This is a genomic window from Kitasatospora setae KM-6054 (genome assembly GCF_000269985.1).
Taxonomy (GTDB): domain Bacteria; phylum Actinomycetota; class Actinomycetes; order Streptomycetales; family Streptomycetaceae; genus Kitasatospora; species Kitasatospora setae.
The window spans coordinates 4392614-4416783 of sequence record NC_016109.1 but is presented as its reverse complement, the minus strand read 5'-3'; the positions used below and the strand labels follow the sequence as shown (position 1 = coordinate 4416783).

Annotated in this window: 18 protein-coding genes and 1 tRNA gene; 10 read left to right on the top strand and 9 right to left on the bottom strand. The window is 74.1% G+C overall.

From position 1 onward, the window contains the following. Positions 1–24 precede the first annotated feature (24 nt). The 5 genes from KSE_RS19540 to KSE_RS19520 all read right to left on the bottom strand — a co-directional run bounded on the left by KSE_RS19540 (position 25) and on the right by KSE_RS19520 (position 5771). Positions 25–684 carry a TrmH family RNA methyltransferase gene (locus KSE_RS19540; RefSeq protein ID WP_014137058.1) on the bottom strand — a complete coding sequence of 220 codons (660 nt, stop codon included), beginning with the start codon at positions 682–684 and terminating at the stop codon, positions 25–27. Further along, complete coding sequence (locus tag KSE_RS19535) at positions 681–2825, bottom strand: FUSC family protein (RefSeq protein WP_014137057.1); 2145 nt, start codon at positions 2823–2825, stop codon at positions 681–683. Before KSE_RS19535 ends, KSE_RS19540 begins: the two co-directional genes overlap by 4 nt. Before the next feature lie 38 nt (positions 2826–2863). Continuing rightward, positions 2864–3964: an HTTM domain-containing protein gene (locus KSE_RS19530; RefSeq protein WP_014137056.1), complete on the bottom strand. Its 1101-nt coding sequence runs from the start codon at positions 3962–3964 to the stop codon at positions 2864–2866. Further along, positions 3961–4587 carry a DUF5819 family protein gene (locus KSE_RS19525; RefSeq protein ID WP_051055284.1) on the bottom strand — a complete coding sequence of 209 codons (627 nt, stop codon included), beginning with the start codon at positions 4585–4587 and terminating at the stop codon, positions 3961–3963. The genes KSE_RS19530 and KSE_RS19525 overlap by 4 nt, the downstream gene beginning before the upstream one ends. Before the next feature lie 62 nt (positions 4588–4649). Beyond that, positions 4650–5771 carry a rhodanese-like domain-containing protein gene (locus tag KSE_RS19520; protein ID WP_014137054.1) on the bottom strand — a complete coding sequence of 374 codons (1122 nt, stop codon included), beginning with the start codon at positions 5769–5771 and terminating at the stop codon, positions 4650–4652. Between the two features lie 213 nt (positions 5772–5984). Here KSE_RS19520 and KSE_RS19515 point away from each other — a divergent pair, with 213 nt between their 5' ends. Next, positions 5985–8627 carry an ATP-binding SpoIIE family protein phosphatase gene (locus KSE_RS19515; RefSeq protein WP_014137053.1) on the top strand — a complete coding sequence of 881 codons (2643 nt, stop codon included), beginning with the start codon at positions 5985–5987 and terminating at the stop codon, positions 8625–8627. Between the two features lie 50 nt (positions 8628–8677). Here KSE_RS19515 and KSE_RS42210 read toward each other — a convergent pair whose 3' ends face one another. Together KSE_RS42210 and KSE_RS19505 are read right to left on the bottom strand one after the other, a co-directional pair. After that, positions 8678–9352: a hypothetical protein gene (locus KSE_RS42210; RefSeq protein ID WP_148283118.1), complete on the bottom strand. Its 675-nt coding sequence runs from the start codon at positions 9350–9352 to the stop codon at positions 8678–8680. Between the two features lie 298 nt (positions 9353–9650). Then, on the bottom strand, positions 9651–11393 hold the full coding sequence (locus tag KSE_RS19505; RefSeq protein WP_014137051.1) for a phosphatidylglycerol lysyltransferase domain-containing protein: 1743 nt from the start codon (positions 11391–11393) through the stop codon (positions 9651–9653). A 228-nt stretch (positions 11394–11621) separates the two neighbouring features. Here KSE_RS19505 and KSE_RS19500 point away from each other — a divergent pair, with 228 nt between their 5' ends. Next, on the top strand, positions 11622–12290 hold the full coding sequence (locus tag KSE_RS19500; protein ID WP_014137050.1) for a response regulator: 669 nt from the start codon (positions 11622–11624) through the stop codon (positions 12288–12290). After that, entirely contained in the window at positions 12287–13456 is a 1170-nt protein-coding gene (locus KSE_RS19495) for a sensor histidine kinase (RefSeq protein WP_014137049.1), read from the top strand. The genes KSE_RS19500 and KSE_RS19495 overlap by 4 nt, the downstream gene beginning before the upstream one ends. On the opposite strand, the gene KSE_RS19490 is transcribed toward KSE_RS19495, so the two are convergent. Then, the gene (locus KSE_RS19490; RefSeq protein ID WP_014137048.1) at positions 13453–14460 is read right to left on the bottom strand and encodes a putative LuxR family transcriptional regulator; all 1008 of its coding nucleotides are present in this window, start codon (positions 14458–14460) and stop codon (positions 13453–13455) included. The genes KSE_RS19495 and KSE_RS19490 overlap by 4 nt on opposite strands. Positions 14461–14636: 176 nt before the next feature. Between KSE_RS19490 and KSE_RS19485 the strand changes: the two genes are divergently transcribed. Next, positions 14637–15161 carry a GNAT family N-acetyltransferase gene (locus tag KSE_RS19485; protein WP_014137047.1) on the top strand — a complete coding sequence of 175 codons (525 nt, stop codon included), beginning with the start codon at positions 14637–14639 and terminating at the stop codon, positions 15159–15161. 47 nt (positions 15162–15208) lie between these two features. Here the strand turns inward: KSE_RS19485 and KSE_RS19480 are convergent. Continuing rightward, positions 15209–15292: transfer RNA gene (locus KSE_RS19480), tRNA-Leu, on the bottom strand. Positions 15293–15645: 353 nt separating this feature from the next. On the opposite strand from KSE_RS19480, the gene KSE_RS19475 reads away from it, so the two are divergent. From KSE_RS19475 to pknB, 6 genes are all read left to right on the top strand, one after another. Beyond that, the gene (locus tag KSE_RS19475; RefSeq protein WP_014137046.1) at positions 15646–16527 is read left to right on the top strand and encodes an FhaA domain-containing protein; all 882 of its coding nucleotides are present in this window, start codon (positions 15646–15648) and stop codon (positions 16525–16527) included. A 12-nt stretch (positions 16528–16539) separates the two neighbouring features. Next, positions 16540–17061, top strand: a complete 522-nt coding sequence (locus KSE_RS19470; RefSeq protein WP_014137045.1) for an FHA domain-containing protein FhaB/FipA — start codon at positions 16540–16542, stop codon at positions 17059–17061. A 45-nt stretch (positions 17062–17106) separates the two neighbouring features. Continuing rightward, a complete protein-coding gene (locus KSE_RS19465; protein ID WP_014137044.1) occupies positions 17107–18627 on the top strand; it encodes a PP2C family protein-serine/threonine phosphatase in 1521 nt (506 codons plus the stop codon). A 36-nt stretch (positions 18628–18663) separates the two neighbouring features. Further along, positions 18664–20307 (top strand): FtsW/RodA/SpoVE family cell cycle protein, encoded by a 1644-nt coding sequence (locus tag KSE_RS19460; protein ID WP_014137043.1) that lies wholly within the window; start codon positions 18664–18666, stop codon positions 20305–20307. Then, positions 20304–21761 (top strand): peptidoglycan D,D-transpeptidase FtsI family protein, encoded by a 1458-nt coding sequence (locus KSE_RS19455; protein ID WP_014137042.1) that lies wholly within the window; start codon positions 20304–20306, stop codon positions 21759–21761. Before KSE_RS19460 ends, KSE_RS19455 begins: the two co-directional genes overlap by 4 nt. Positions 21762–22041: 280 nt before the next feature. After that, entirely contained in the window at positions 22042–24096 is a 2055-nt protein-coding gene (pknB, locus tag KSE_RS19450; RefSeq protein ID WP_014137041.1) for a Stk1 family PASTA domain-containing Ser/Thr kinase, read from the top strand. Positions 24097–24170: the final 74 nt, after the last annotated feature.

Genomic DNA, 24170 nt, shown 5'->3' with positions numbered 1-24170 from the left:
CGCGCTCAGGCCGGCCCGGCGCGCTCAGGCCGGCCCGGCGTGCTCCCGCACCCAGGCGTGCATGGCGATCGCGGCGGCCGCGCCCGCGTTGATCGAGCGGGTGGAGCCGAACTGCGCGATCGAGCAGACCGCCGTCGCGTGCCGCCACGCCTCCTCGGTCAGCCCGGGGCCCTCCTGCCCGAACAGCAGCACGCAGCGCTCCGGCAGCCGGAAGGTCTCCAGCGGCACCGCGCCCGGCAGGTTGTCGATGCCGATCACCGGCATCCCCAGCCCGGCGGCGTAGGCCGCCAGCGAGGCCACCGAGTCGTGGTGGCGGACGTGCTGGTAGCGGTCGGTGACCATGGCGCCGCGCCGGTTCCAGCGCCGCCGCCCGACGATGTGCACCCCGCCGGCCAGGAAGGCGTTCGCGGTGCGCACCACCGAGCCGATGTTGAAGTCGTGCTGCCAGTTCTCCACGGCGACGTGGAAACCGTGCCGCCGGGTGTCCAGGTCGGCGACGATCGCCTCGTGCCGCCAGTACCGGTAGCCGTCGACCACGTTGCGCCGGTCGCCCGCGGCCAGCAGCTCCGGGTCGTAGCGGGGGTCGTCGGGCCACGGCTCGGGGTGCGGGCCGACGCCGATCTCGCGGTCGTCGGCGAGGTGGTCGTACTGCTCGCCCAGCTGGGGCACCGAGGTGTCGCTCACGCCCCCAACGGTACGGGCTCGGGCCTGGCCTCCCGCGGCCGCGTCCGGACCGCGCGCTCCAGCTCGGTGAGGGCCTGCACGGCGAGCCGGGCGCCGGCCCGGGTGACGTCGGTGCGGTCGTCCGGCGGCAGCTTGGCGAGCTGGTGGTCCCAGGTCCGGTGGGCGTCCCGGAGCGCGGTGAAGTCGACGTCCTGGCCGAGCAGGATCGCGGCGGCGGCCAGCGCGGTGGCGTCCCGCAGCTCCTCGCCGAACGCGCCGGCGCCGGGCACCGGCGGGGAGTCCTCGCCGGGCAGGTGGGCCTCCAGCAGCACGGTGCAGCGGTCCAGCATGCCGACCGCCGAGCGGGCCCTGTCGAACTGCTTGCGGCTCAGCTCCGGCACCTGGTCGGAGTGCCGCACCGGCTCCACCTCGGCCCGGTCCAGCGCCGCCAGCATCTCGCTGCGGGCCTCCCGCACGTCCAGCAGCGCCGGCCGCACGTCCCGCTCGGCGTGCCCGCCCGCCGGGTCCCCGTACGCGGTGAACACCGCCGCCGCGTACCGCCCCGCCGAGGCCAGCCACTCGGCGAGGCGCTCCGGCAGCCGGGCGGTCTGCCAGGTCGGGAACAGCGCGTACGCGGCGAGCGCGACGAAACCGCCGAGCAGCGTCATCGACACCCGGTCGAACGCCAGCTTCACCGGGTCGCCGGGCTGCAGGCCGAGCAGGAACACCACGTACGAGGAGATCGCCACCGTCATCACCGCGTACCCGGTGCGCATGGTCAGGTAGGCCAGGCCCATGCAGGACACCGCCAGCACCGCCAGCACCCAGTTCCCCGGGTCGAAGAGCTGCACCACGGTGGTGGACAGCAGCACCCCGGCCGCGGTGCCCGCCACCCGGGCCACGCCCCGGCTGAAGGTCTGCGCGAAGTCCGGGCGCATCACCATCGCCGAGGTCATCGGCGCCCAGTAGCCGTGCTCGATCCGCAGCAGCCGGGCCGCCAGGTACGCGGAGGTCACCACCACGGCCATCCGCACCGCGTGGTGGAAGATCGCCGAGTGCCGGTGCAGCTGCCGCCCGACGGTGGCCAGCGCGGCGGGCGCCACCTTCACCAGCGGCGGACGGCGCAGCCCGGTGGCGGGCGGCGCGCCGCGGGTCGGGACGGTGGTGCGGTCCTGCCGGTCGAGCCGGTCGGCGGCCCGGCCCAGCAGGCCGGAGAGCCGGCGGGCCGAGCGGCGGGCGCCGCCGCGCAGCAGGTCCTCGCCGGTGCCGGGGCGGGCCAGCGCCAGCGCCGGGGTGTCCTTCGGCAGCCGGACCGGGTCGCCGCTGCGGATCGCCCGGGCCAGCGCGTCCAGCACGTCGGCGGCGGCGGCCAGCACCTCGCGGGCCCGGTCCCGCTCGGCGCCCTCCTCGGCGGCGCCGACCCGCGGGTCGGCCAGCGCGGCCAGCGCCGGGCGGATCCGCTCGGCGATGGTCCGCAGGCCGCGCAGCTCGGGCGGGCGGCGCTTGGCCTGCCAGGCGGTCAGCCGGGCGGCCTGCCGGCCGACGATGAACGGCTCCGGGTCGACCTGTGCGACCGGGTCGTGCCGCAGCCGCCGGGCGTAGTCGCCCAGGCCCGCGTAGATGTCGGCGAGCGCGTCGCGCTGGGCCCGCCAGCTGTCGATCGGCCAGACGGTGACCACCAGCGCCTGCACGGCGCCGCCGACCGAGCAGAGCAGCCCGTGCTCGATCGCGGTCGGCACCGACACCGGCAGCTGCACCACCACCATCATCACGGCCAGCGTGTTCGCGGCGACCACGCCCGCGGTCGGCCCGATCGCCCAGGCCAGCCCGGCGCCGAACGCCCACAGCGCCAGCAGCACCGGGAACGCCCCCGGGACGCCGACCGCGACGTACCCCAGGAACGTCGACAGGCCCAGCCCGGCCGCCGCCGCCAGCGCCAGCGAGGCGCGCGGCCGGAACGAGCGCTGGAAGGTCGCGGTGCCCGCGATGAACGCGCCCATCGCCGCCGAGGTGGCCTGGGCGGGCCCGTAGAGGAACAGCACCGGGAAGACCACCAGCGCGGCGGCCACCGCCCCGCGCAGCGCCCGCCGGGGGTTGGTCAGCGAGCGGTCCACGGTCAGCCCGGCCTTCGCGGTGTCGCGCAGGGCCGTGAACCAGGACATACCGCGAGCTTAACGACTTTTCGCCCACCGGCTCGTCGTCAGTCGCGCTGCTCGCCCACCGGCTCCGCGACGACGGGCGGCTCGTCGACAGCCGGGTCGGCCGCGGCAACCGGGTCGGCCGGGTCGGCCGTGGCAACCGGGGCGGCCGGCTCGGGCCCGACCGGCGGAGCCGCCCGCCGCCGCAGGCCGGTCAGCCGCGCCTGCACCGCCAGCAGGAAGGCCGTCGGCAGGAACACCGCGTCCGCCGCGACCATCGCCAGCGAGAAGAACGGCAGCCCGAGCAGCAGCGCGATCGCCAGGTGCTCGCACACCATCACCGCCAGCAGCACGTTCTTCAGCCGCCGGGCGGCCAGCGAGAACGGGAAGCCGACCTGCATGACCACGGTGCCGTAGGTGAGCGCGAAGGTGACCAGCAGGCTGCCGCCGAGCAGTCCGGACAGCTCCGGCCAGGGCGTGAAGTAGCCGAGCTTGAGCGGGTAGAAGACGGCGGTGCCGTCCTGCCAGCGGGCGCCCTGGACCTTGTACCAGCCGGCCGTGGCGTACACCAGCACCACCTGGGCGGCGACCACCAGCATCGCGCAGTTGTGCAGCATCGCGGCCAGCGCGTCGGCCAGCGCCCGCGGCTCGCCCCACTCGGCCGGGTCCTTGCCCGGCCGGCGGGCCCGGCGGCGGGCGTCCAGCGACCAGACCGTGCCGCAGCGGGTGAACACCAGGTAGATCGCCATCAGGTGGACGAGGTTGTCGCCGCCGTCGCCCAGGAAGACGTTCCGGTTCTGCAGCGACAGCACGGTCAGCGCGAACAGCACGGCGGAGGCCCTGGTCCGCCAGCCCAGCGCGAGCGCGCCGGCCGAGAGCAGCGCCAGCAGGTAGACCGCCTCGAACCACCAGCGGCCGTCGCTCCAGGAGAGCGCGGTGAAGGCGTGGGTGTCGGCCAGCAGCCGGGCGTTCAGCTCGGCCGACCAGGGCGAGCGGTCGCCGTACAGCACCCGCCGGTCGGGCCACTCGCGGAGCAGGAAGGCGCCCCAGGTGCCGGCCACGCCGATCCGCAGCACGGCGGCCTGGTAGGGGGCGAGGGTGGTCAGCAGCCGGGGCAGCGCGGCCTTCGCGGCGGCGGTCGTCCGGGTCGCGGCGGGGATCACGTCAGGCCCTTCCAGTCCGCTTCCCCGACCGGCCACCAGGGCAGCTCGCGGCTGTGCGGGGCGGTGTCGGTCTGCTGCCGGCTCCAGGCGGGCGGGGCGACCGCGGTGACGGTGACCCGCAGCTGGACCTGGATCGCCCGGTCGCCGCCGCGGCCGATCCGCTGCAGCGCGATCCGCTCCAGGTAGCGCTCGGCCAGCTGCCCGCGCGAGCCGTCCGCGGCCTTCGCGTCGTTCTCGCCGTGGGTGGACTCGTAGAAGTCCCAGGCCCGGCGCAGCAGGTTCTGGTCGAGGTGGCTGGGCGCCGGGTCGTGCCGGATCGCCGCCCAGTCCTCGGCGGTCAGGCCGTGCCAGTCGCCGGTGGCGACGGCCCCGTCCGCGCCGATGGTCTGCACCCGGGCGTCCACCGCGACGTTGCGCTGCAGCGGGTCCGGCGCGAACAGCTTCCAGTTCTGCTCGAACTCGGGGTACACCACCCAGTCGACCTGGGTCCGGTACTCCTGGGAGACCGAGTTGGCGGGCGCCACGTGCAGGAAGAGCGCGCCGAGGAACGCCAGGACCGCGGACCCCAGGCCCACCCCGGCGAGCACCAGCACCACCCGGGCGGGCTTGGACCAGACGCGCACGGCGGACATCCTGCCGTACCGACCAGCCGTTCGAACAGGGGTCCGCCCCCTTGCGACCGCTCCTACAGGACGAAGGGCTGCTGACCGGTGCCGCTGACCATCGGGCGGCCCGCCGCCTCCCAGGCGAACATCCCGCCGTCCACGTTGACCGCGTCCCGGCCGTTGCCCACCAGGTACTGCACGACCTGCGCGGACCGGCCGCCGACCCGGCACATCACGTACAGCCGGCCGTCGGGCAGCTCGTCGAGGCGGGCCACCACCTGGCCGATCGGGATGTGCAGCGCGCCCTCCACGTGACCGGCGTCCCACTCGTCCTGTTCGCGGACGTCGAGCAGGACGGCGTCGGCGGGCACCGAGGCGGCGTCGGCGGTGGGCAGCTGAGCGAACATCGGGGGCGTCTCCTGAGGGGTGTCGGACGGTTCTTTCGCGCCATTGTCGGGCAGCAGCGCCGCCAGTCTCGCCTGCCGTTCGGCGGCGGTGGCCAGCAGCCGCTCGGCGAGGTCCTCCAGCAGCCGCTCCGGCTCGTCCGGGCGCAGCAGCAGGACCTCGCCCATCGGGGTGCGCTCCAGCCGGACCCGCTCCACGGCCAGCGCGGTGATCCGGCCGGTCAGCCACTCCAGCCGCTGGCGCAGCCAGGCCAGCCGGTCGGGGGAGTCGGCGGCGGGCGCGGAGTCCGGCGAGGAGGACCACTCCTCGGCCAGCCGCTCCAGCTCCTCGGCGTCGGCCAGCGCGTACGCCTCGTTGACCCGGGCGATGAACGCCGAGCGGCGCTCCCGCTCGTCCGGGTCGGTGGTCAGGTCGGGGTGCGCCCGGCGGGCCAGCTCGCGGTAGACCCGCTGGGCCTCCTTGGCGGGCCGCACCCGGCGGGCCTCCGGCTCGCCCTCGCGCGGGCCGCGCTCCTCGGGCGGCTCGACCCGCTCCCGGGCCTCGCGGGCCCGCCGCAGGTCCTCCGGGTCGCCGCTGAGCGCCGCCACCGTCTCGGCGATCAGCGCGTCCAGCTCGTCCAGCTCGGCGTAGAGCGGGCCGAGCAGCTGGTGGTGGGCCAGCGCGAAGTTGTCGATCTCCACCCGCAGGGTGGCCACGTCGACGTCCAGGGTCAGCCAGGCCAGCTCGGCCGCCGCGACCCGCTCCTCCAGGTCCTGCCGCTCCGGATCGGCCCACACCTCGACGCTCGGTACGCTCACCCTGGCCACCCTACCGGGGCACGGCGCACCGCCGATCGGGTGGCGCCGGGGCACCCCGGGGGCGCGCGGCCGACGACACGCAACTGATACGGACGAATCTGCCCGATTAGCTACCTCACGTCGGCATCTCCGTGCTTCATTGGAGGGCGCGCGCAAGGACGCGCGCACCGGCCAGGAGGAGCAGCGAGCACAAAAAGGGGCAGACCGATACCCATGGTGGACCAGCCCGATTCCCCACCCCCCGCCGGAGTGGTCGCCCTGCTCCGGGTCGCCGCCGTGCTGGTCGACCCCGACGGCCGGATCGCGCTGTGGAACCGCACCGCGGAGGAGTTGTTCGGCCACCGCGCCGAGGTCGCCCTCGGCCGCGCCGCGCACGGCCTGCTGCCCGCCGTCGACCCCCGGTCGGACGGCCCCGCCCACCAGTGCGACGCCTTCGACACCCTCGACGACCTGGCCCTGACCGGCCCCTGGGCCGGCCCGATGACCGTGCAGGACCGCGAGGAGCGGCCGCGCGACGTCCTGTGGTGGGCCTACCCGCTGGTCGAGCCGACCGGCCGCTCGCTGCTGGTGCTGGCCGCCGACGCCCGCCCGCTGCGCTCCGCCGGGCCGAGGATCGCGCTCGGCGAGCGCCTCGTCCCGTACGCCGCCGCGCCCGCCGCGGCCCGCCCGCGGCAGGTCGCCGCCGCGTTCGCGCCGCCCGGCCCGGCCGCCGCCGCCGGGGCGCTGGCCGCGCTGCTGCCGCCGGGTGCCGAGGAGCGCCGCCGCCGGGTGGCCGAGGCGCTGGCCGAGGCCGGCCCGCCCGCCCTGCGGGTGGACGGCGCGATCCGGCTGCCGGTGGTGCCCTACCAGACCTCCCCCGAGGGCGCCGGCACCGCCCGGCTGGCCGCCGGGATCGGCCGCCGCTACCCGACCGCCCAGCAGCGGGCCGCCCGCCGCGCGGACGGGCCGCCGCCGGGCACGGGTGCCGCGGGCCCCGCCGGGGTACGGATACCGCCGGCCGGGCCGGCCGTCCGGCGGCCCGGCAGCACCGTCCCTGGACCACGCGAAGCCGCCGCCCACGGCCCGAACCCGGGAGGCCCCGCCATCGACCCCGCCGCAGCCGCCGTCCCCGAACCGACCTCCGCCCCCGCCGCCGCCGTCCCACCGAGCCGGACCGCCGACCCCGGCACCGGCGTGGAGGTGGTCCGCGGCCTGCCCGACGACGGCGACCTCGCGCTGCTCGCCTCGGTCGGCAGCCAGGTCGGCACCACCCTCGACCTGGACACCACCGCCCGCGAGCTGTGCGAGGTGCTGGTCCCCCGGGTCGCCGACTTCGCCTGCGTCGACCTGCTCGACAGCCTGATCTCGGACGGCGAGCTGCCCGTCGACCCGCCCGGCGACACGACGATGCTGCGCCGGGTCGCCCGCACCTTCAACCCGTCCCCGCAGCGCTGGGACCACGTCCTGGACGAGGGCGCGCTGCTCGCCATGCCGCGCTCCACCCCGCCCGGCCTGGCCCTGCAGGAGAACCAGCCGGTGCTGGTGCCGCTGATCTCGGCGGACGTCGCGGTCGACTACGCGGCCTCGCTCGGCGGCCCCGAGCTGGAGCCGGCCGTGGTCGGCCGCTCGATGCTGGTGCTGCCGCTGTCCGCCCGCGGCGCGGTGCTCGGCATCCTGAAGCTGCTGCGGCTCTCCGACCGGACGCCGTTCAGCCGCTCCGACGCCGACACCCTCAAGGAGATCGCCGCCCGGGCCGCGCTCTCGCTGGACAACGCCCGGCTGCACCGGGCCGAGTCCAAGGTCGCCACCACCCTGCAGCGCTCGATGATCCCGACCCGCCCGCCGCGGATCCCCGGCGTCCAGGTCGCCCACCGCTACATGCCGGGCGACCGCAAGGCCGAGGTCGGCGGCGACTGGTTCGACGCCATCCAGCTGCCCGGCAGCCGGGTCGCCCTGGTGGTCGGCGACGTGATGGGCCACGGCCTGCACTCGGCCGCCGCGATGGGCCGCTTCCGCACCGCCATGCAGACCCTGGCCGCCCTCGACCTGCCACCGGGCCAGCTGCTGCGACACCTCGACAACCTGGCCCACAAACTCGGCGACGACCACCTGGCGACCTGCCTGTACGCCGTCTACGACCCGATCAACCGGACCTGCGAACTCGCCTCGGCCGGCCACGTCCCGCCGGTCCTGGTCCACCCCGACGGCCGCGGCGAACTGCTGGAACTGCCCTCGGGCGCGCCGATCGGCGTCGGCGGGGTGCCGTTCCAGACCAAGAAGATCGACGTCTCGGACGGCTCGATGCTGGTGATGTGCACCGACGGCCTGGTCGAGGTCCGCGGCGGCGACATAGGAGAGGGCCTGGCCGCGCTCTGCGGCAACCTGATCGACCCCAAGCAGACCCCGGACGAGGCCTGCGACACCGTGCTGAACACCCTGCACTCCGAGGACCGGCAGGACGACATCGCGCTGCTGGTGGCCCGCTTCGACGGCGTCCCGCCGACCGAGGTCGCCACCTGGCAGCTCGGCGTCACCGAACTGGAGGTCGGCCGGGCCCGCCGGCTGGTCCGCGACCAGCTCGCCGCCTGGCAGCTGACCGCGCTCACCGAGACGGTCGAACTGCTGGTCTCCGAGCTGGTCACCAACGCCGTCCGGGTGGCCCGCGCCGAGGTGCAGCTGCAGCTGATCCGGGTCGACAAGCTGCTGGTCGAGGTCAGCGACGACAACCACAACCTGCCCTCGCTGGAGCCCGCCGACGCCGACGCCGAGCACGGCCGCGGCCTCAACCTGGTCAGCAAGCTGGCCGAGAAGTGGGGCACCTCCCGCAAGGCGGTCGGCAAGGTCGTCTACTTCGAGATGCCGCTGCCGCGGAGCTGAACCGGAGCCGGACCGGAGCCGGACCGGGAGACCCGCCGCCGAGGGCCGGGTCAGGGCGTGATGACGGCCCTGGTCCGGCCCTGGGCGGCCACCGAGGCGGCCGCGCCGACCCCGGTCAGCACCCGCGGCCAGTAGTCGCCGAACACCTCCACCCAGATCGCGATCAGCACCGCCGCGCTGATCGCCACCAGGTGCTCCATCCCGGCCAGGTTCGGCAGCAGCACCGCCTCCACCGCCATCGACACCACCACCGCGCCGCCCGTCCACCACGCCCGGCAGCGGAACGCCACCACCACGGCCAGCGCCACCACCGCCGCCGACGGGCCGGTGTCCCGCACGTGCGCCACCCACCGCGGGAAGCCCAGCGCGTGCTGCGGCCCGAGCGCCACCCCGACCCGGGCGAACAGCGTGCCCGCCAGGGTGCAGGCGTACGCGACCACCAGGGTCAGCCGGCGGCCCAGCACGATCTCGGCCACCCCGAACACCAGGAACACCTGCGCCAGCGCCCCCCACACCGGCAGGTCCAGGGCCGGCACGTACAGCGACAGCGGGGTGCGCAGCAGCGAGACGTCCAGCGGCAGCGCCGCCTTCACCACTCCGATGTCGGCGACGAACCGGTCCCCGCCCGGCAGGTGCTGCACGATCGAGAACAGCAGCACCAGCAGGGTCGCCGCGCTCGCCAGCGGCACGGCGGCGAATTTCCGCCGCACCAGCTGGTCCTTCACGGAGGCGAAAAGCTCCCCCCACTCAGCGACCGCGGCGCGGCGGAATACCGCCCACCACTTCGGTCGCACGCCCCCCGCGTGGGTGATCTTCTGCACGTCCCGGTTCTCCCGTCCGACTTATCCGCCGACCTTCGCCGTCGATTACCGCGCCTCGTACCCGACACTACGCAGCGGACCGGCCCCCGGCATCAGCTCGGAGGCCATTCCCCCGTCATCCCGGAGAATGACTCCGGGCCCGCTCCGCCCCCCGGCGGAGGGACCTCCCCCCTCCCGTGCCGAACCGGCCGGGAGCCTCCGCTCAGCGGTGCCGGCGGCGGAACAGCACCGGCATGCTCGGCACCGTGATGAAACCCTCCGCGCGGGCCGAGGCGATGCCGATCCGGGGAATCTCACTGCTCTTCTCGAAGAGCAGATAACGCGGTTCCCAGATCGGCCGGTATTTCGCGTTCGCCCGGTAGAGCGACTCGATCTGCCACCAGCGCGAGAAGAAACCCAGCACCGCGCGCCACAGCCGCAGGACCGGGCCGGCGCCCAGCTTGGAACCGCGCTCGAAAACCGACCGGAACATCGCGAAGTTCAGCGAGACCCGTTCCAGTTCGACCTCCCGCGCGCGCTGCAGCAGCTCGATGACCATGAACTCCATCAGGCCGTTCTCGCTGTCCCGGTCCCGGCGCATCAGGTCCAGCGACAGGCCGTTCGCGCCCCACGGGACGAAGCTGAGCAGCGCCCGCAGCTCGCCCTCGCCGTCGAAGCACTCCAGCATCACGCAGCGCCCGTCGCCCGCGTCGCCGAGCCGGCCCAGCGCCATCGAGAAGCCGCGCTCGGTCGCGCCGTCCCGCCACTGGTCGGCCTTGGCCACCAGCTCCGCCATGTCGCACTCGGGGATGTCGCCGTGCCGGCGGATCCGCACCGTGTACCCGGCCCGCTTGACCCGGTTGTAGGCCTGCCGGACCACCCGCATCGCCCGGCCGTCCAGCGAGAACTCGTCCAGCTCGACGATCGCCTCGTCGCCCAGCTCCAGCGCGTCCAGGCCGTGCCGGGCGTAGATCACCCCGGCCTCCTCGGAGGCGCCCATCACGGCCGGCACCCAGGCGTGCTCGCGGGCCTCGGCCAGCCAGGCGTCGATCGCCCCCGGCCAGGCCTCCGGGTCGCCGATCGGGTCGCCCGAGGCCAGCGTGACCCCGCCGACCACCCGGTACGCCACCGCCGCCTTCCCGGACGGCGAGAACACCACCGCCTTGTCCCGGCGCAGCGCGAAGTAGCCCAGCGAGTCCCGCTCGCCCTGCTTCTCCAGCAGGGCCCGCAGCCGGTCCTGGTCCTCGTCGGTCTGCAGCTCCTCGCCGCGCGGCGAGCGAAACGCCACCCACAGCACGAACAGGAACAGCACCGCGCTCATCGCGTTGATCGCCGCGTTCACCCAGGTCGGCACCAGCACCACGTCGCGGATCCGCTCGGCGGGCTCCAGCGTGATCATCCGGTGCACCGCGTAGCTGAACCGGGTGCCGAAGCCCGCGCCGGAGACCTCGTTGGTCAGCTGCACCAGCACCGAACCGACCAGCCCGCCCAGCGCCAGCCCGCCCACCGCGGCGGCCGCCGCGGTCTTCGGGTTGGAGCGGTCGCCCTTCGAGGTGAACTCCCTGCGGGAGACCAGCAGCGCCGCCAGGAACAGCCCGGTCAGGACCACCGAGAAGTAGTTCCAGACGTGGTCCTTGTAGTGGTCGCCCCAGGCCAGCAGCACCAGGAAACCGAGGAAGGTCGCCCCGGACAGGCCGGTGTTGAAGATCCACGCCGCCCGCTTGCGGCGGCGCATCGCCACCGCCAGGAACAGCGCCAGCAGCACCGAGGTCAGGCCCGCGGTCATCAGGTAGGGGGTGAAGAACTCACCCGTGTTGTGCCGCCTGACCTCGTCCCGGAACGGCACCGAGAGCACCGCCACCAGGTTCAGCAGCGCCAGCAGCCGCAGGTACCAGACGGTCGACGCGGCGGCCCGCGGCCGCCACCGCTCCAGCGGACCTGGGCCTTCGCCCCCGGTCGGGGACACGGCGGGGGAATCCGTCTTCACAGTGGACACAGCAACCATTCCAGACGATCGATCACAGGGGCGCATCCGCTCGCGGTTCGGCGCACTCGACCCCGATTTCCATGGTTGCCCAGCGGAGATGAGAATTGCGTGAATCCGGTAGCGGATTCCCACCCCCGCCGATCGGCGGGGGTCCGGGAACCGCGCCGGGACCGAACCCGCCCCCACCGGGGAGAGACAGGGAGAGACATGACGCCGACCCGGGTCCTGATCGTGGACGACGAGGTGCTGGTCCGCTCCGGACTCGGACTGATCGTCGGCACCGCGCCCGACCTGGAGGTGGTCGGCGGCTGCTCGGGCGGCCAGGCCGAGCGGATGGTCCGCGAGCTCGCCCCGCGGGTCGTCCTGCTCGACGTCCGGATGCCCGACCTGGACGGCATCAGCGTGCTGCGCCGGCTGCGCGCGCTGCCCGAGCCGCCCGCCGTCGCGATGCTCACCACCTTCGACACCGACGAGCACATCGGCACCGCGCTGCGGGCCGGCGCCGCCGGGTTCCTGCTCAAGGACACCGCCCCCGAGCAGCTGGTGCACGCCGTCCGGGTGCTCGCGGCCGGCGGCAGCGTGCTCTCCCCCAGCGTCGCCCGCACCGTGATCAGCGGCTACGTCGAGGGCGGCGCCGCCGACACCACCGCCGCCACCCTCACCGGCCGGCTCACCGGCCGCGAGCTCGACGTGCTGGCGCTGCTCGGCGAGGGCCTGTCCAACGCCGAGATAGCCGACCGGCTGTTCCTCGGCACCGGCACCGTCAAGGACCACATCAGCGCCATCCTGGGCAAGCTCGGCGCCGCCAACCGCGTCCAGGCCGCCGTCATCGCGCACCGCGCCGGACTGGTCCGCGACCGGCGGGACGGCGAGTGACCCCCGAGGAGCCCGCGGAGCCCGCCGCCCCGCGCCACCTCGCCTGGCTGCGCTCCCCGCGCACCGCCCTGCTCGCCCCGGTGCTGCTCGCCGCGATGGACTCCGCGCTGGTCGCCAAGGGCTCCGAGCCCTGGCAGCTGGCCCTCTCCGCGCTCTCCGTGATCGCCCTGCTCTGGCGCCGCCGCCGCCCGCTGCTGGTCGCCCTGCTCACCCTGCCCGGGGCGTTCTTCAACGAGATCTGGCTGGCCCCGGTCACCGCCGTCTACTCGGTCGCCGCGGTCCACCCCAGGCCGCCCGTCCCGGTCGCCTGCGCCACCGCCTTCGCCCTGGTCGAGTTCTTCCACTGGCCGCTCGCCCCCGACCTGTTCGAACTCAGCCGGGACAACGCCCTGTACGCCATCCAGTCGGTGATGCTCGGCGCCGGCCCGGCCGCCCTCGGCATGCTCGCCCGCACCCGCGGCGAACTCGCCGAACGGGTCACCGAACTCACCGCCGGCCGCCGGCGCGAGAGCCGGCTGCTCGCCGAGCGGGTGCTCGCCGCCGAACGCGCCCGGCTGGCCCGCGAGATGCACGACGTGGTCTCCCACCAGGTCAGCCTGATCTCGATCCAGGCCGGGGCGATCCAGGTCGCCAGCACCGACCCCGCCTCCCGGGACGGCGCCCGCACCATCCGCGAGCTCTCCGTCCGCACCCTGGACGAGCTGCGCCAGATGGTCGGCGTGCTGCGCGCCGCCGGCGGCCCCGGCACCCCGCTCGCCCCGCAGCCCACCCTGGCCGACCTGCCCCGGCTGATCGAGGGCAGCGGCCTGTGCGTCACCAGCCGCCTCGACCCCGGCCGCCGCGCCTGGCCCGAAGCCGTCGAACGGGCCGCCTACCGCACCGTCCAGGAGGGCCTGACCAACATCAGCAAGCACGCCCCCGGCGCCCCCGTCACCGTCCGGGTCACCGGCCGCGGCGGCCGGCTGCACGTCGAGGTCCGCAACGGCCCCCCGCCGGCCCGCCCCGCCGACCCCGCCGCCGACCGGCCCGGCCTCCCCCTCCCCGGCGGCGGCCACGGCCTGATCGGCCTGCGCGAACGCGCCGCCCTGCTCGGCGGCACCTTCACCGCCGCCCCCACCCCGGACGGCGGCTTCCTGCTGCACGCGGTGCTGCCCGCCACGGCCTAGGAGGGCCCGCCCTCCTCCCCCGCCAGCCCGAGCCGGGCCGCCAGCACGCCCGCCTGGAAGCGGCTCTCGACGCCCCACTCGCGCATCAGCTCGGCGATGTGCCGGCGGCAGGTGCGCACCGACATGTTGGTGCGGTGCGCGATCGCCTCGTCCTTGTGGCCCGCCGCCAGCAGGCGGACGATGGCGCGCTTGACGCCGTCCGCCGCGTCCCCGTAGCCGAGCGGGGTGCGGGCGAACGGGCGGGCGTGGTCCCAGTCCCGCTCCAGCACCCGGTGCAGGTAGTCGACGGCGGCCGGCTCGCGGACCACCAAGGCGCCCGGCGGGCCGGGGCGGGAGCGGTCGGGCAGGAAGGCGATCCGGCGGTCGAAGACGATCAGCCGGTCGACCACCTCGCCGGTGGTGCGGATCTCCGCGCCGGCCTCCGTCATCAGCGCGAAGTGCCGCTGCACCACCGGGGAGGCCAGCACCACGTGCGGGTAGAGCGTGCGGATCCGGACGCCGCGGGCCAGCAGGTCCAGGTCGCGCGGGCGGCTGTCCAGCAGCGTCGCCCCCTCCAGCGCCTCCGGCTGGCTGACCAGCACCTCCCGGGCGCACGACCGGGAGACCTCGTCCAGCAGCGCCCGGACCTGCCCGACCTCCGGCAGCAGTTCGACGGCGGCGCTGCGGCCGCGCTCCCGGTGGGCCTCGGCGTACAGCGAGCGCAGCGGCCGGAGCAGCGTCCTGGTCCGCTCGGCCTCCAGCCGGCGGCGGCGGATCTCCAGTTCCAGCGGCCCGACCAGTTCGGCGGCGGCCGCCTCCGGGCTGGCCGGGACCCAGCGGCCCGGCCCGGACGGGCGCAGCAGCCGCAGCCCGGCCAGTTGCCCGCGGGCGGCGGCGATCCGCTCCGGCGCCCAGTCCAGCCCCTCCCGGCCGGCCAGCAGGACGCCCTCGCCGAGCGCCCTGGCGTACAGCGCGGTGGCGTCGGGGGTGAGTTCGGCGGGCGGGTCGGCCGCGGGGTCGGACATCGGGTCGCTCTCCTCCGGCCCGGCCGGAACGGCGCTCGGGGCCGCTGCGGGAGCCCGACGGCCTCCGGTGTGATTTTGCTGCCGCGCAAGTTTATGTCAGCGCCGGGCCCTCGCCCGGGCCCCGCGCGCTGCGCCAGGCTGCGGGGGAACCGCCCACCACCCTCCGAGGAGAACGCGTGACCCCGCACGACCGCACCACCGGGCCGATCCCGGCCGGCCCCGTCCAGCTGCGCGAACTGCTGCCCGCCGAGGCCGAGCTGCTCAAGGACGGCGACCCGGCCGGCCGGCACTGGCTCGGCGGAGCGCCCGGCGACGGCAGCCGGGTGGCCGCCCGGATGCTGGCCGGCGCCGCCGCCGCTGGCCTGCACCGGCCCGGCTGGGGCATGTACCTGGTGCTCCGGGCCGAGGACGGCGCCGCGGTCGGCGGCATCGGCTTCCACGGCCCGCCGCACGACGGCCTGGTCGAGATCGGCTTCGACCTGGTCGAGCCCGCCCGCGGCCGCGGCTACGCCACCTCCGCGCTGACCGCGCTCGCCCGCTGGGCGCTCGCCCGCCCCGGCGTGGACCGGGTGCTCGCCACCACCACCCCCGACAACACCGCCTCCCAGCGCGTGATGGAACGCGCCGGATTCACCCGGCAGCCCGACGCCGACGGCCTGTTCGCGTACCTGCTGACCGGGGAGCCCACCGGAAAGCCCTGAGACGACGAGAAAGCCCCCCAGATCCGAAGATCTGGGGGGCTTCGCTGTGCGCGAGGGGGGAGTTGAACCCCCACGCCCTTTCGGGCACTGGAACCTGAATCCAGCGCGTCTGCCTATTCCGCCACCCGCGCATGGGTGTTGTCTTCAGTTGCTTACCGCTTCTTCCGACCTGTCGAGAAGCTTACCGCATCTCTCGGGGTCTTCCGTTCGGCTCCCTTGCGGGCGCCCCTTCCGACATGGAAAACATTAGCACGCCCCGAGCCGGACCTGCGAATCCATTCCGGACCGGCCCCCGGCACGACCTCCGGCGACCCGCAACCGGAGGCGGGGCGAACGAGTGAGCGGGCCGCCCGGCGGGTACCCCTCCGGGCGCGACCTAGGCGGGGAACCGTACGGAAGGGCCGGGCGTGGATACGATCAGTACGGAAGTACCGCTTTCCAGCCGACGAGCCGGCCCGTCCGACGCCCTGAGAGGGGGTGCCCCGTGGGAGTCCTGAAGAAGTTCGAACAGCGACTTGAGGGTCTCGTGAACGGCACCTTCGCGAAGGTGTTCAAGTCGGAGGTCCAGCCGGTGGAGATCGCCGGCGCCCTCCAGCGCGAGTGCGACAACAACGCCACCATCTGGAACCGGGACCGCACGGTCGTACCGAACGACTTCATCGTCGAGCTCAGCCCGCACGACCACGAGCGGCTCAGCCCGTACGCCTCCCAGCTCGGCACCGAGCTGGCCGGGATGGTGCGCGAGTACGCCGAGGCCCAGCGGTACACCTTCATGGGGCCGCTGAACGTCGCCCTGGAGAAGGCCGACGACCTGGACACCGGCCTCTACCGGGTGCGCAGCCGGACGCTGACCGCCGAGGAGCCGCAGCGCGCGCCCGCGCAGCCGCCGGCCGCCCCGCCCGGCTACGGCCGCCCGCCGACCCCGCCCGCGCCCGGCGCCCCCTGGCACCAGGGCGCGGCCGCCGCCCCCTACGGCGCCCCGCCGCCGCCGGCCGCCCCGCCGGCGATGCCGTCCGCCCCGCCCGCCGCCGCCCCGCCCGCCGGGAACGTGCGGCCCTTCCCCGGCGCGGGCCACGGCGGCGCCGGCACCCGGCGCTGGATCGAGGTGAACGGCGCCCGGCACCAGATCAGCCAGAACGCGGTGGTGCTGGGCCGCTCCACCGAGGCGGACATCCGGATCGACGACCCCGGGGTGTCCCGCAAGCACGCGGAGATCCGTCCCGGTACGCCCGCGATGGTCCTGGATCTGGGGTCCACCAACGGCATCGTGGTGGACGGGCAGCACACCCAGCGCGCTACGCTCCGCGACGGCTCCCGGATCGTCCTGGGGTCGACCACCATCGTCTACCGACAGGTCGAAGGGTAGAAGCGGGCCGGTATGTCTGATCTGACCCTGACGGTCATGCGGCTGGGTTTCCTGGCCGTGCTGTGGCTGTTCGTCATCGTCGCGGTGCAGGTGATCCGCAGCGACCTGTTCAACACCAAGGGCGCGGCGCGCACCGCCCAGCGGGCCGCCGCCCCCGCCCCGGCCGGGGCGGGCCGCCCGCCGCAGGGACAGCCCGCCCCCGCGGCCGCCCAGCAGGCGCAGGCCCGGCAGCGCCGCGGCCAGCCCACCCACCTGGTGGTGACCCAGGGCTCGCTGGCCGGGACCACGGTCGCGCTGCAGGGCCAGACCATCACGCTGGGCCGCGCGCACGACTCGACCATCGTGCTCGACGACGACTACGCGTCCTCGCGTCATGCCAGGATCTACCCCGATCAGGCTGGGCAGTGGACGGTGGAGGATCTAGGCTCCACCAACGGCACCTATCTGGAGCGGCAGCGGCTCACCACGCCGACACCGCTCCAGATCGGCACGCCGATCCGAATCGGCAGGACCGTCATCGAGCTGCGGAAGTAGTCAGCGCATGAGGACCAGCTCCACCCGAAGGAGGGCCCGGACAGCATGAGTCTCGTGCTGCGCTTCGCCGCCGGCTCGCACAAGGGCCTGATCCGCGAAGGGAACGAGGATTCCGGCTACGCCGGGCCCCGGCTGCTCGCGGTGTCCGACGGCATGGGCGGGGCGGCGGCCGGCGAGGTCGCCTCCTCCGAGGTCCTCGGCTCGATCGTCCGGCTCGACGAGCCGCACCCCGGCGCCGACCTGCTGACCCTGCTCAACGACGCGGTGCAGGCCGGCAACGACCGGCTGCGGCAGATGGTCGAGCAGGACCCGCAGCTGGAGGGCATGGGCTGCACCCTGACCGCGCTGCTCTGGGACGGCCAGCGGATGGGCCAGGTGCACATCGGCGACTCCCGCGCCTACCTGCTGCGGGACGGCCGGCTCGACCAGATCACCCAGGACCACACCTGGGTGCAGCGGCTGGTCGACGAGGGCCGGATCACCGCCGAGGAGGCCGAGACCCACCCGCAGCGCTCGCTGCTGATGCGCGCCCTGGACGGCCGCGGCCAGGTCGAGCCCGACCTGTCGATCCGCGAGGTCCGGGCCGGCGACCGGTACCTGATCTGCTCCGACGGCCTGTCCGGGCCGGTCAGCCACCAGACCCTGGAGGAGACGCTCGGCAGCTACTACGCGCCCGAGCAGACCGTCCAGGAGCTGATCCAGCTGGCGCTGCGCGGCGGCGGCCCGGACAACATCACCTGCGTCGTCGCCGACGTGATCGACGTCGGCGCCACCGACCCGCTCAGCGGCCAGGCCGCCGAGGCGCCGGTCGTGGTCGGCGCCGTCGCCGACAACCAGGCGCACCACTACAACGACCCGCAGCTGCTGGACACCCCGGCCGGCCGGGCGGCCGGCCTCGGCCGCGGCCCGCAGCCCCCGCAGGGCGCCTTCGGCCCCGCGCAGGGCTACGGCGCCCCGGAGGGCGGCTACGACCCGCAGCAGCCCGGCTACGGCGCCCCCGCGGGCGACTTCGGCCCCGCCGAGGGCTACGGCGCCCCGGAGGGCGGCTTCCCGCCCGCCGAGGGGTACGGCGAGGGCGGCTACGGCGCGGCCGGCGAGGAGTACGGCCAGGACGCCCCGGTCGACCGCCGGAAGAAGAAGCGCGGCCTGAAGCTGACCCTGATCGGCGTGCTGGTGCTGGCGCTGCTCGGCGCCGGCGGCTTCTTCGCCTGGCAGTGGAGCCAGGACCAGTACTACGTCGGCGCCCAGGACGGCCACGTCGCGGTCTACCGCGGCCTGGACCAGAACCTGGCCGGCCTCGACCTCAGCTCGGTCTACCAGCCGTACGCCGACGTCGAGCTCAAGTACCTGCCCGCCTACCAGCGCGACCAGGTGGCCAAGAACATCCAGGCCGACGGCCTGGCCGACGCCCAGCGGCAGGTGGAGGCGCTGCGCGCGCAGGCCGCCGTCTGCAAGAAGGTCGCCGAGTCCAAGACCGCCCCGGCCGCCGGGGAGGGCACCCAGCCGTCCGCACCGCCGCTGACCGAACAGGAGCAGCAGCTCGCCGCGTCCTGCCAGGCCCAGTAGGGCCGCGGGCGAACCCGGGGGGTTTCACACAGGCCTATGAGCACCTTCGACGTGAGCGGCGGACGCCCGCCCGCCACCGGGCGGCGGCGCGCCGCCTCCGGGTCCTCCGGCCCGGAGGCCGTCCCGACCCGCCGCAACACCGAGCTGCTGATGCTGCTCTTCGCGGTGGCCGTCCCGATCCTCGGGTACGCCAACGTGGGGCTGGCGATGGACGGCACGCTGCCCGCCAACATCCTGGCGTACGGCCTGGGCCTGGCCGTGCTGGCCGCCGTCGCGCACCTCGCGGTGCGCCGGTTCGCGCCGTACGCCGACCCGCTGCTGCTGCCGCTGGCGACGCTGCTGAACGGGCTCGGCCTGGTGATGATCTGGCGGCTCGACAAGGCCGGCAAGCTGCTGAAGAACAACTTCCCGGCGACCACCAACCAGCTGATGTGGTCGGGGCTCGGGGTCGGCCTGTTCATCGGCGTGATGTGGCTGCTCAAGGACCACCGGATCCTGCAGCGCTACACCTACATCTCGATGGTGGCGGCGCTGGTGCTGCTGGCCGCGCCGGCCTTCTTCCCGTCCCGGAAGGAGGACTTCGGCGCGAAGATCTGGATCCGCTTCGGGAGCTTCTCGATCCAGCCCGGCGAGTTCGCCAAGATCATCCTGACCATCTTCTTCGCCGGCTTCCTGATGGTGAAGAAGGACGCCCTGGCGCTGGCCAGCCGCAAGTTCATGGGCCTGTACCTGCCGCGCGGGCGCGACCTCGGCCCGATCGTGGTGGTCTGGCTGCTGTCGATCCTGATCCTGGTGTTCGAGACCGACCTCGGCACGTCCTTCCTGTTCTTCGGCCTGTTCGTGGTGATGCTGTACGTCGCCACCGAGCGGACCAGCTGGATCGTCTTCGGTCTGCTGATGTCCTTCGGCGGCGCCGCCGTGGTGGCCAGCACCGAGTCGCACGTGAAGACCCGGATCAACGCCTGGCTTGACCCGATGGCCGCGTTCGCGCCCAACCACAGCCAGGACAGCTCGGAGCAGATCGGCCAGACCCTGATGTCGCTGGGCTCCGGCGGCACCGTCGGCACCGGCCTCGGCCAGGGCCGCAGCTGGCTGATCCAGTTCGCCGCGAAGAGCGACTTCATCCTCGGCTCGTTCGGCGAGGAGCTGGGCCTGACCGGCCTGATGGCGATCTTCCTGCTGTACGGGCTGGTCGTGCAGCGCGGCCTGCGCACCGCGCTGGCGGCCCGCGACCCGTTCGGCAAGCTGCTCGCGGTCGGCCTGAGCTCGGCGTTCGCGCTGCAGGTCTTCGTGGTCGCGGGCGGCGTGACCGGCCTGATCCCGCTGACCGGCATGACGATGCCGTTCCTGGCCCAGGGCGGTTCCTCGGTGGTCGCCAACTGGGCGCTGATCGCCGTCCTGATGAAGATCAGCGACACCGCCCGCCGCCCGGCCGCCGAACCCGCCGCCGAACCCGCCCCGGCCGCCATCCCCGAACCGGCCGCCGCCCCCGACCGGCACGCCCAGCAGCCGGAGCACGGGCAGCAGCCGGGCCACGGGCAGCCCCAGGGCCACGGCCGGCAACCGGGTCACGGCCAGCCGCCCGGCTACGGGCAGCCCCAGGGCTACGGCCAGCCGCCCGGCTACGGGCAGCCCCAGGGCTACGGGCAGTCGGACCAGAGCAGGGGAGCGTCCTCGTGAACAAGCCGATCCGCCGGGTCTCGATCTTCTGCCTGGTGCTGATCCTGGCGCTGATGGTCCGGGTCAACTGGGTGCAGGGCGTGCAGGCCGCGGCCTGGGCGAACAACACCCACAACGAGCGGGTGAAGTACGACCGGTACGCCTACCCGCGCGGCAACATCATCGTCGGCGGGCAGCCCGTCACCAAGTCCGACTTCGTCAACGGCCTGCGCTACAAGTACAAGCGGTCCTGGGTGGAGGGGCCGCTGTACGCCCCGGTGACCGGCTACTCCTCGCAGATCTTCGACGCCAGCCAGCTGGAGAAGCTGGAGGACGGCGTGCTCTCCGGCACCGACTCCCGGCTGTTCTTCCGCAACACCCTGGACATGCTGACCGGCAAGCCCAAGCAGGGCGGCGACGTGGTCACCACCATCGACCCGAAGGTGCAGAAGGCCGGCTTCGAGGGCCTCGGCAACCGGAAGGGCGCCGCGGTGGCGATCGACCCGCGCACCGGGGCGATCCTGGCGGTGGTCTCCACCCCGTCGTACGACCCGGGCACCTTCTCCGGCGGCACCGACGCGGACTCCGCCGCCTACAAGGCGCTGCAGGACGACCCGAACCGCCCGCTGGTGAACCGCGCGCTGCGCGAGACCTACCCGCCCGGCTCGACGTTCAAGCTGATCACCGCGGCGACCGCGTTCGAGACCGGCAAGTACCAGAACCCGAACGACACCACCCAGACCCCGAACCCGTACGTCCTGCCCGGCACCAACACGCCGCTGCGCAACGCCAGCGCCACCGAGCCCTGCGAGGACGCCACCGTCATGGTGGCGATGGACTACTCCTGCAACACGGTGTTCGGCAAGATGGGCGCCGAGCTGGGCCGCGACCAACTGCGCGCGCAGGCCGAGAAGTTCGGCTTCAACAACGACAAGGTGGACATCCCGATCCGGGCCACCGCCAGCTACTACCCGAGCGGCTCCTCCCCCGACGGCACCGCGATGGACGCCATCGGCCAGCACGACACCCGGGCCACCCCGCTGCAGATGGCGATGGTCGCGGCGGCGATCGCCAACAACGGCTCGCTGATGCAGCCGTACCTGGTCGCCCAGGAGGGCGCGGCGGGCAACGCCATCTCCACCCACTCCGAGCACCAGATGAGCCAGGCCGTCTCGCCGGCCACCGCGCAGAAGCTGCAGCAGCTGATGGAGTCGGTGGTGCAGAACGGCACCGGCAAGAAGGCCGCGATCCCGGGCCTGACCGTCGGCGGCAAGACCGGCACCGCGCAGCACGGCCAGGACAACTCGGGCCTGCCGTTCGCCTGGTTCGTCTCCTACGCCAAGGACGCGTCCGGCAAGCAGGTCGCGGTCGCGGTGGTGGTCGAGGACGGCGCGGCGGAGAGCGCGGAGATCTCCGGCGGCTCGCTGGCCGCGCCGATCGCCAAGTCGATGATGCAGGCGGCGCTGGGCAAGTAGGGCCGGTCGCATGCGTCACATTCCGGCCGCCGGTCCTCGATCGGCGGCCGGAGTTGTCACAATGGGACGGTCCCGGTCGGTACCGGTCTGGTCTCAGCTGACGGCCTGCCCGGGGCCGCTCGGGTTCGCCCGGTAGCGTATCCGCCAGCAGCGGGTGTACCCGCGGCCGGATTCCGTGGCCCGACCGTGAAACCGCGGCGGCGGGCGGCGCGTCCGAAGAGAGCGTGCGGGGACACCTACGTCACATCCTCACCTGCCGGTGGGGGAGAGGGTCGGAGATATGGAAGAGCCTCGTCGCCTCGGCGGCAGGTACGAGCTCGGCGGCGTCCTGGGACGCGGTGGCATGGCCGAGGTGTACCTCGGCCACGACACCAGGCTCGGCCGCACGGTCGCCGTGAAGACCCTCCGTACCGACATGGCCCGCGACCCGTCCTTCCAGGCCCGGTTCCGCCGCGAGGCGCAGTCCGCGGCCTCGCTCAACCACCCGGCGATCGTCGCGGTCTACGACACCGGCGAGGACTACATCGACGGGATCTCCATCCCGTACATCGTCATGGAGTACGTCGAGGGCTCCACCCTGCGCGAGCTGCTGCACACCGGGCGGCGGCTGCTGCCCGAGCGGGCGCTGGAGATGACCATCGGCATCCTGCAGGCCCTGGAGTACTCGCACCGGGCCGGCATCGTGCACCGCGACATCAAGCCCGCCAACGTGATGCTGACCCGGCAGGGCAACGTCAAGGTGATGGACTTCGGCATCGCGCGCGCGATGGGCGACGCCGGCATGACGATGACCCAGACCTCCGCGGTCATCGGCACCGCCCAGTACCTCTCCCCCGAGCAGGCCAAGGGCGAGACCGTCGACGCCCGCTCCGACCTGTACTCCACCGGCTGCCTGCTGTACGAACTGCTGACCGTCCGGCCGCCGTTCGTCGGCGACTCGCCGGTCGCGGTGGCCTACCAGCACGTCCGCGAGGAGCCGGCGCCGCCGTCCTCGTACGACCCCGAGGTGCGCCCCGAGATCGACGCGATCGTGCTCAAGGCGCTGGCCAAGGAGCGCGACTACCGCTACCAGTCGGCCGACGAGATGCGCGACGACATCGAGCGCTTCCTCGACGGCCTGCCGGTGAACGCCGCCCAGCAGGCGGCCTACGGCATGGGCGCGGCCGGCTACGGCTACGACCAGGGCGGCAACCAGTACGACCCGTACGGCCAGACCAACGTGCTGCCCCAGCAGGGCGGCGGCCCGACCACCATGCTGCCGCAGGCCGGCAACCAGCAGCCCGCCCCCTACGGCGGCTACCAGGACAACGGCTACAACGGCGGCGGCGGGGACGGCTACGACAACGGCTACGAGGGCCGGTCCGGGCGCCGCCGCGAGGAGCCGTCGAAGAAGAACAACACCTCCTGGATCGTGCTCGCCGTCGCGGCGGTGCTGGTCCTGGTCGGCGCGTTCTTCGTGGTGCAGTCGATGATGAAGACCAACAAGGGCGCCGGGAAGACCAGCGTCCCGAGCCTGTCCGGGCTGAGCCTGGCCGACGCCACCAGCGCCGCGAAGGCGCAGAGCCCCAACCTCAAGGTGCAGGCCGGCGACCCGGCCGCCAGCTGCCCGGACACCAAGGTCCAGAAGGACCAGGTCTGCACCCAGTCGCCGGCGGCCGGCGGGCAGATGGACGACAACGGCACCATCGTCGTGCACCTGGCCGCCGCGGCGGCCCAGGTCGACGTGCCCGACGTGGCCGGCCAGGGCAAGGACGCCGCGTCCAAGGCGCTCAAGGACAAGGGCTTCGACGTCAAGGTCACCTACGCCAACGACGACAAGGTCGAGCAGGACAAGGTGGTCTCGCAGGACGTCAAGGGCAAGGCCGCCCCGGGCGCCACGGTGACCCTGACGGTCTCCTCCGGCCAGCAGAAGATCGCGGTGCAGAGCATGGTCGGCAAGTCCCAGGACGTGGCCACCCAGACCCTCAGCGACGCCGGCCTCACCGTCACGGTGACCACCAAGCAGGTCACCGACAGCTCGCAGATCGGCCAGGTCGTCGACCAGAGCCCGAAGACCGGCCAGGTCAAGCAGGGCACCCCGGTCACCATCGTGGTCGGCAAGCAGGCCGACAAGGTGCTGGTGCCGATCACCGTCGGGCACACCTACAAGCAGGCGTTCGCCGACCTGCAGAAGGCCGGCCTGATCCCGCAGGTGGTGGCCGGCCCGCAGGACGACAACGCGATCGTCATGAACAGCAACCCGGGCTCCGGCCAGGTCGAGCCGAACACCGTGGTCCAGCTCTGGACCCGGCCGGGCGACAAGCAGCAGCCGACCACCCCCGGCGGCAACAACTGACGCCCCGAGCGGCACCGCACGACGGCCGGGGGGCCGTACCGTCCGTCGACGGTACGGCCCCCCGGCCGTTCGTT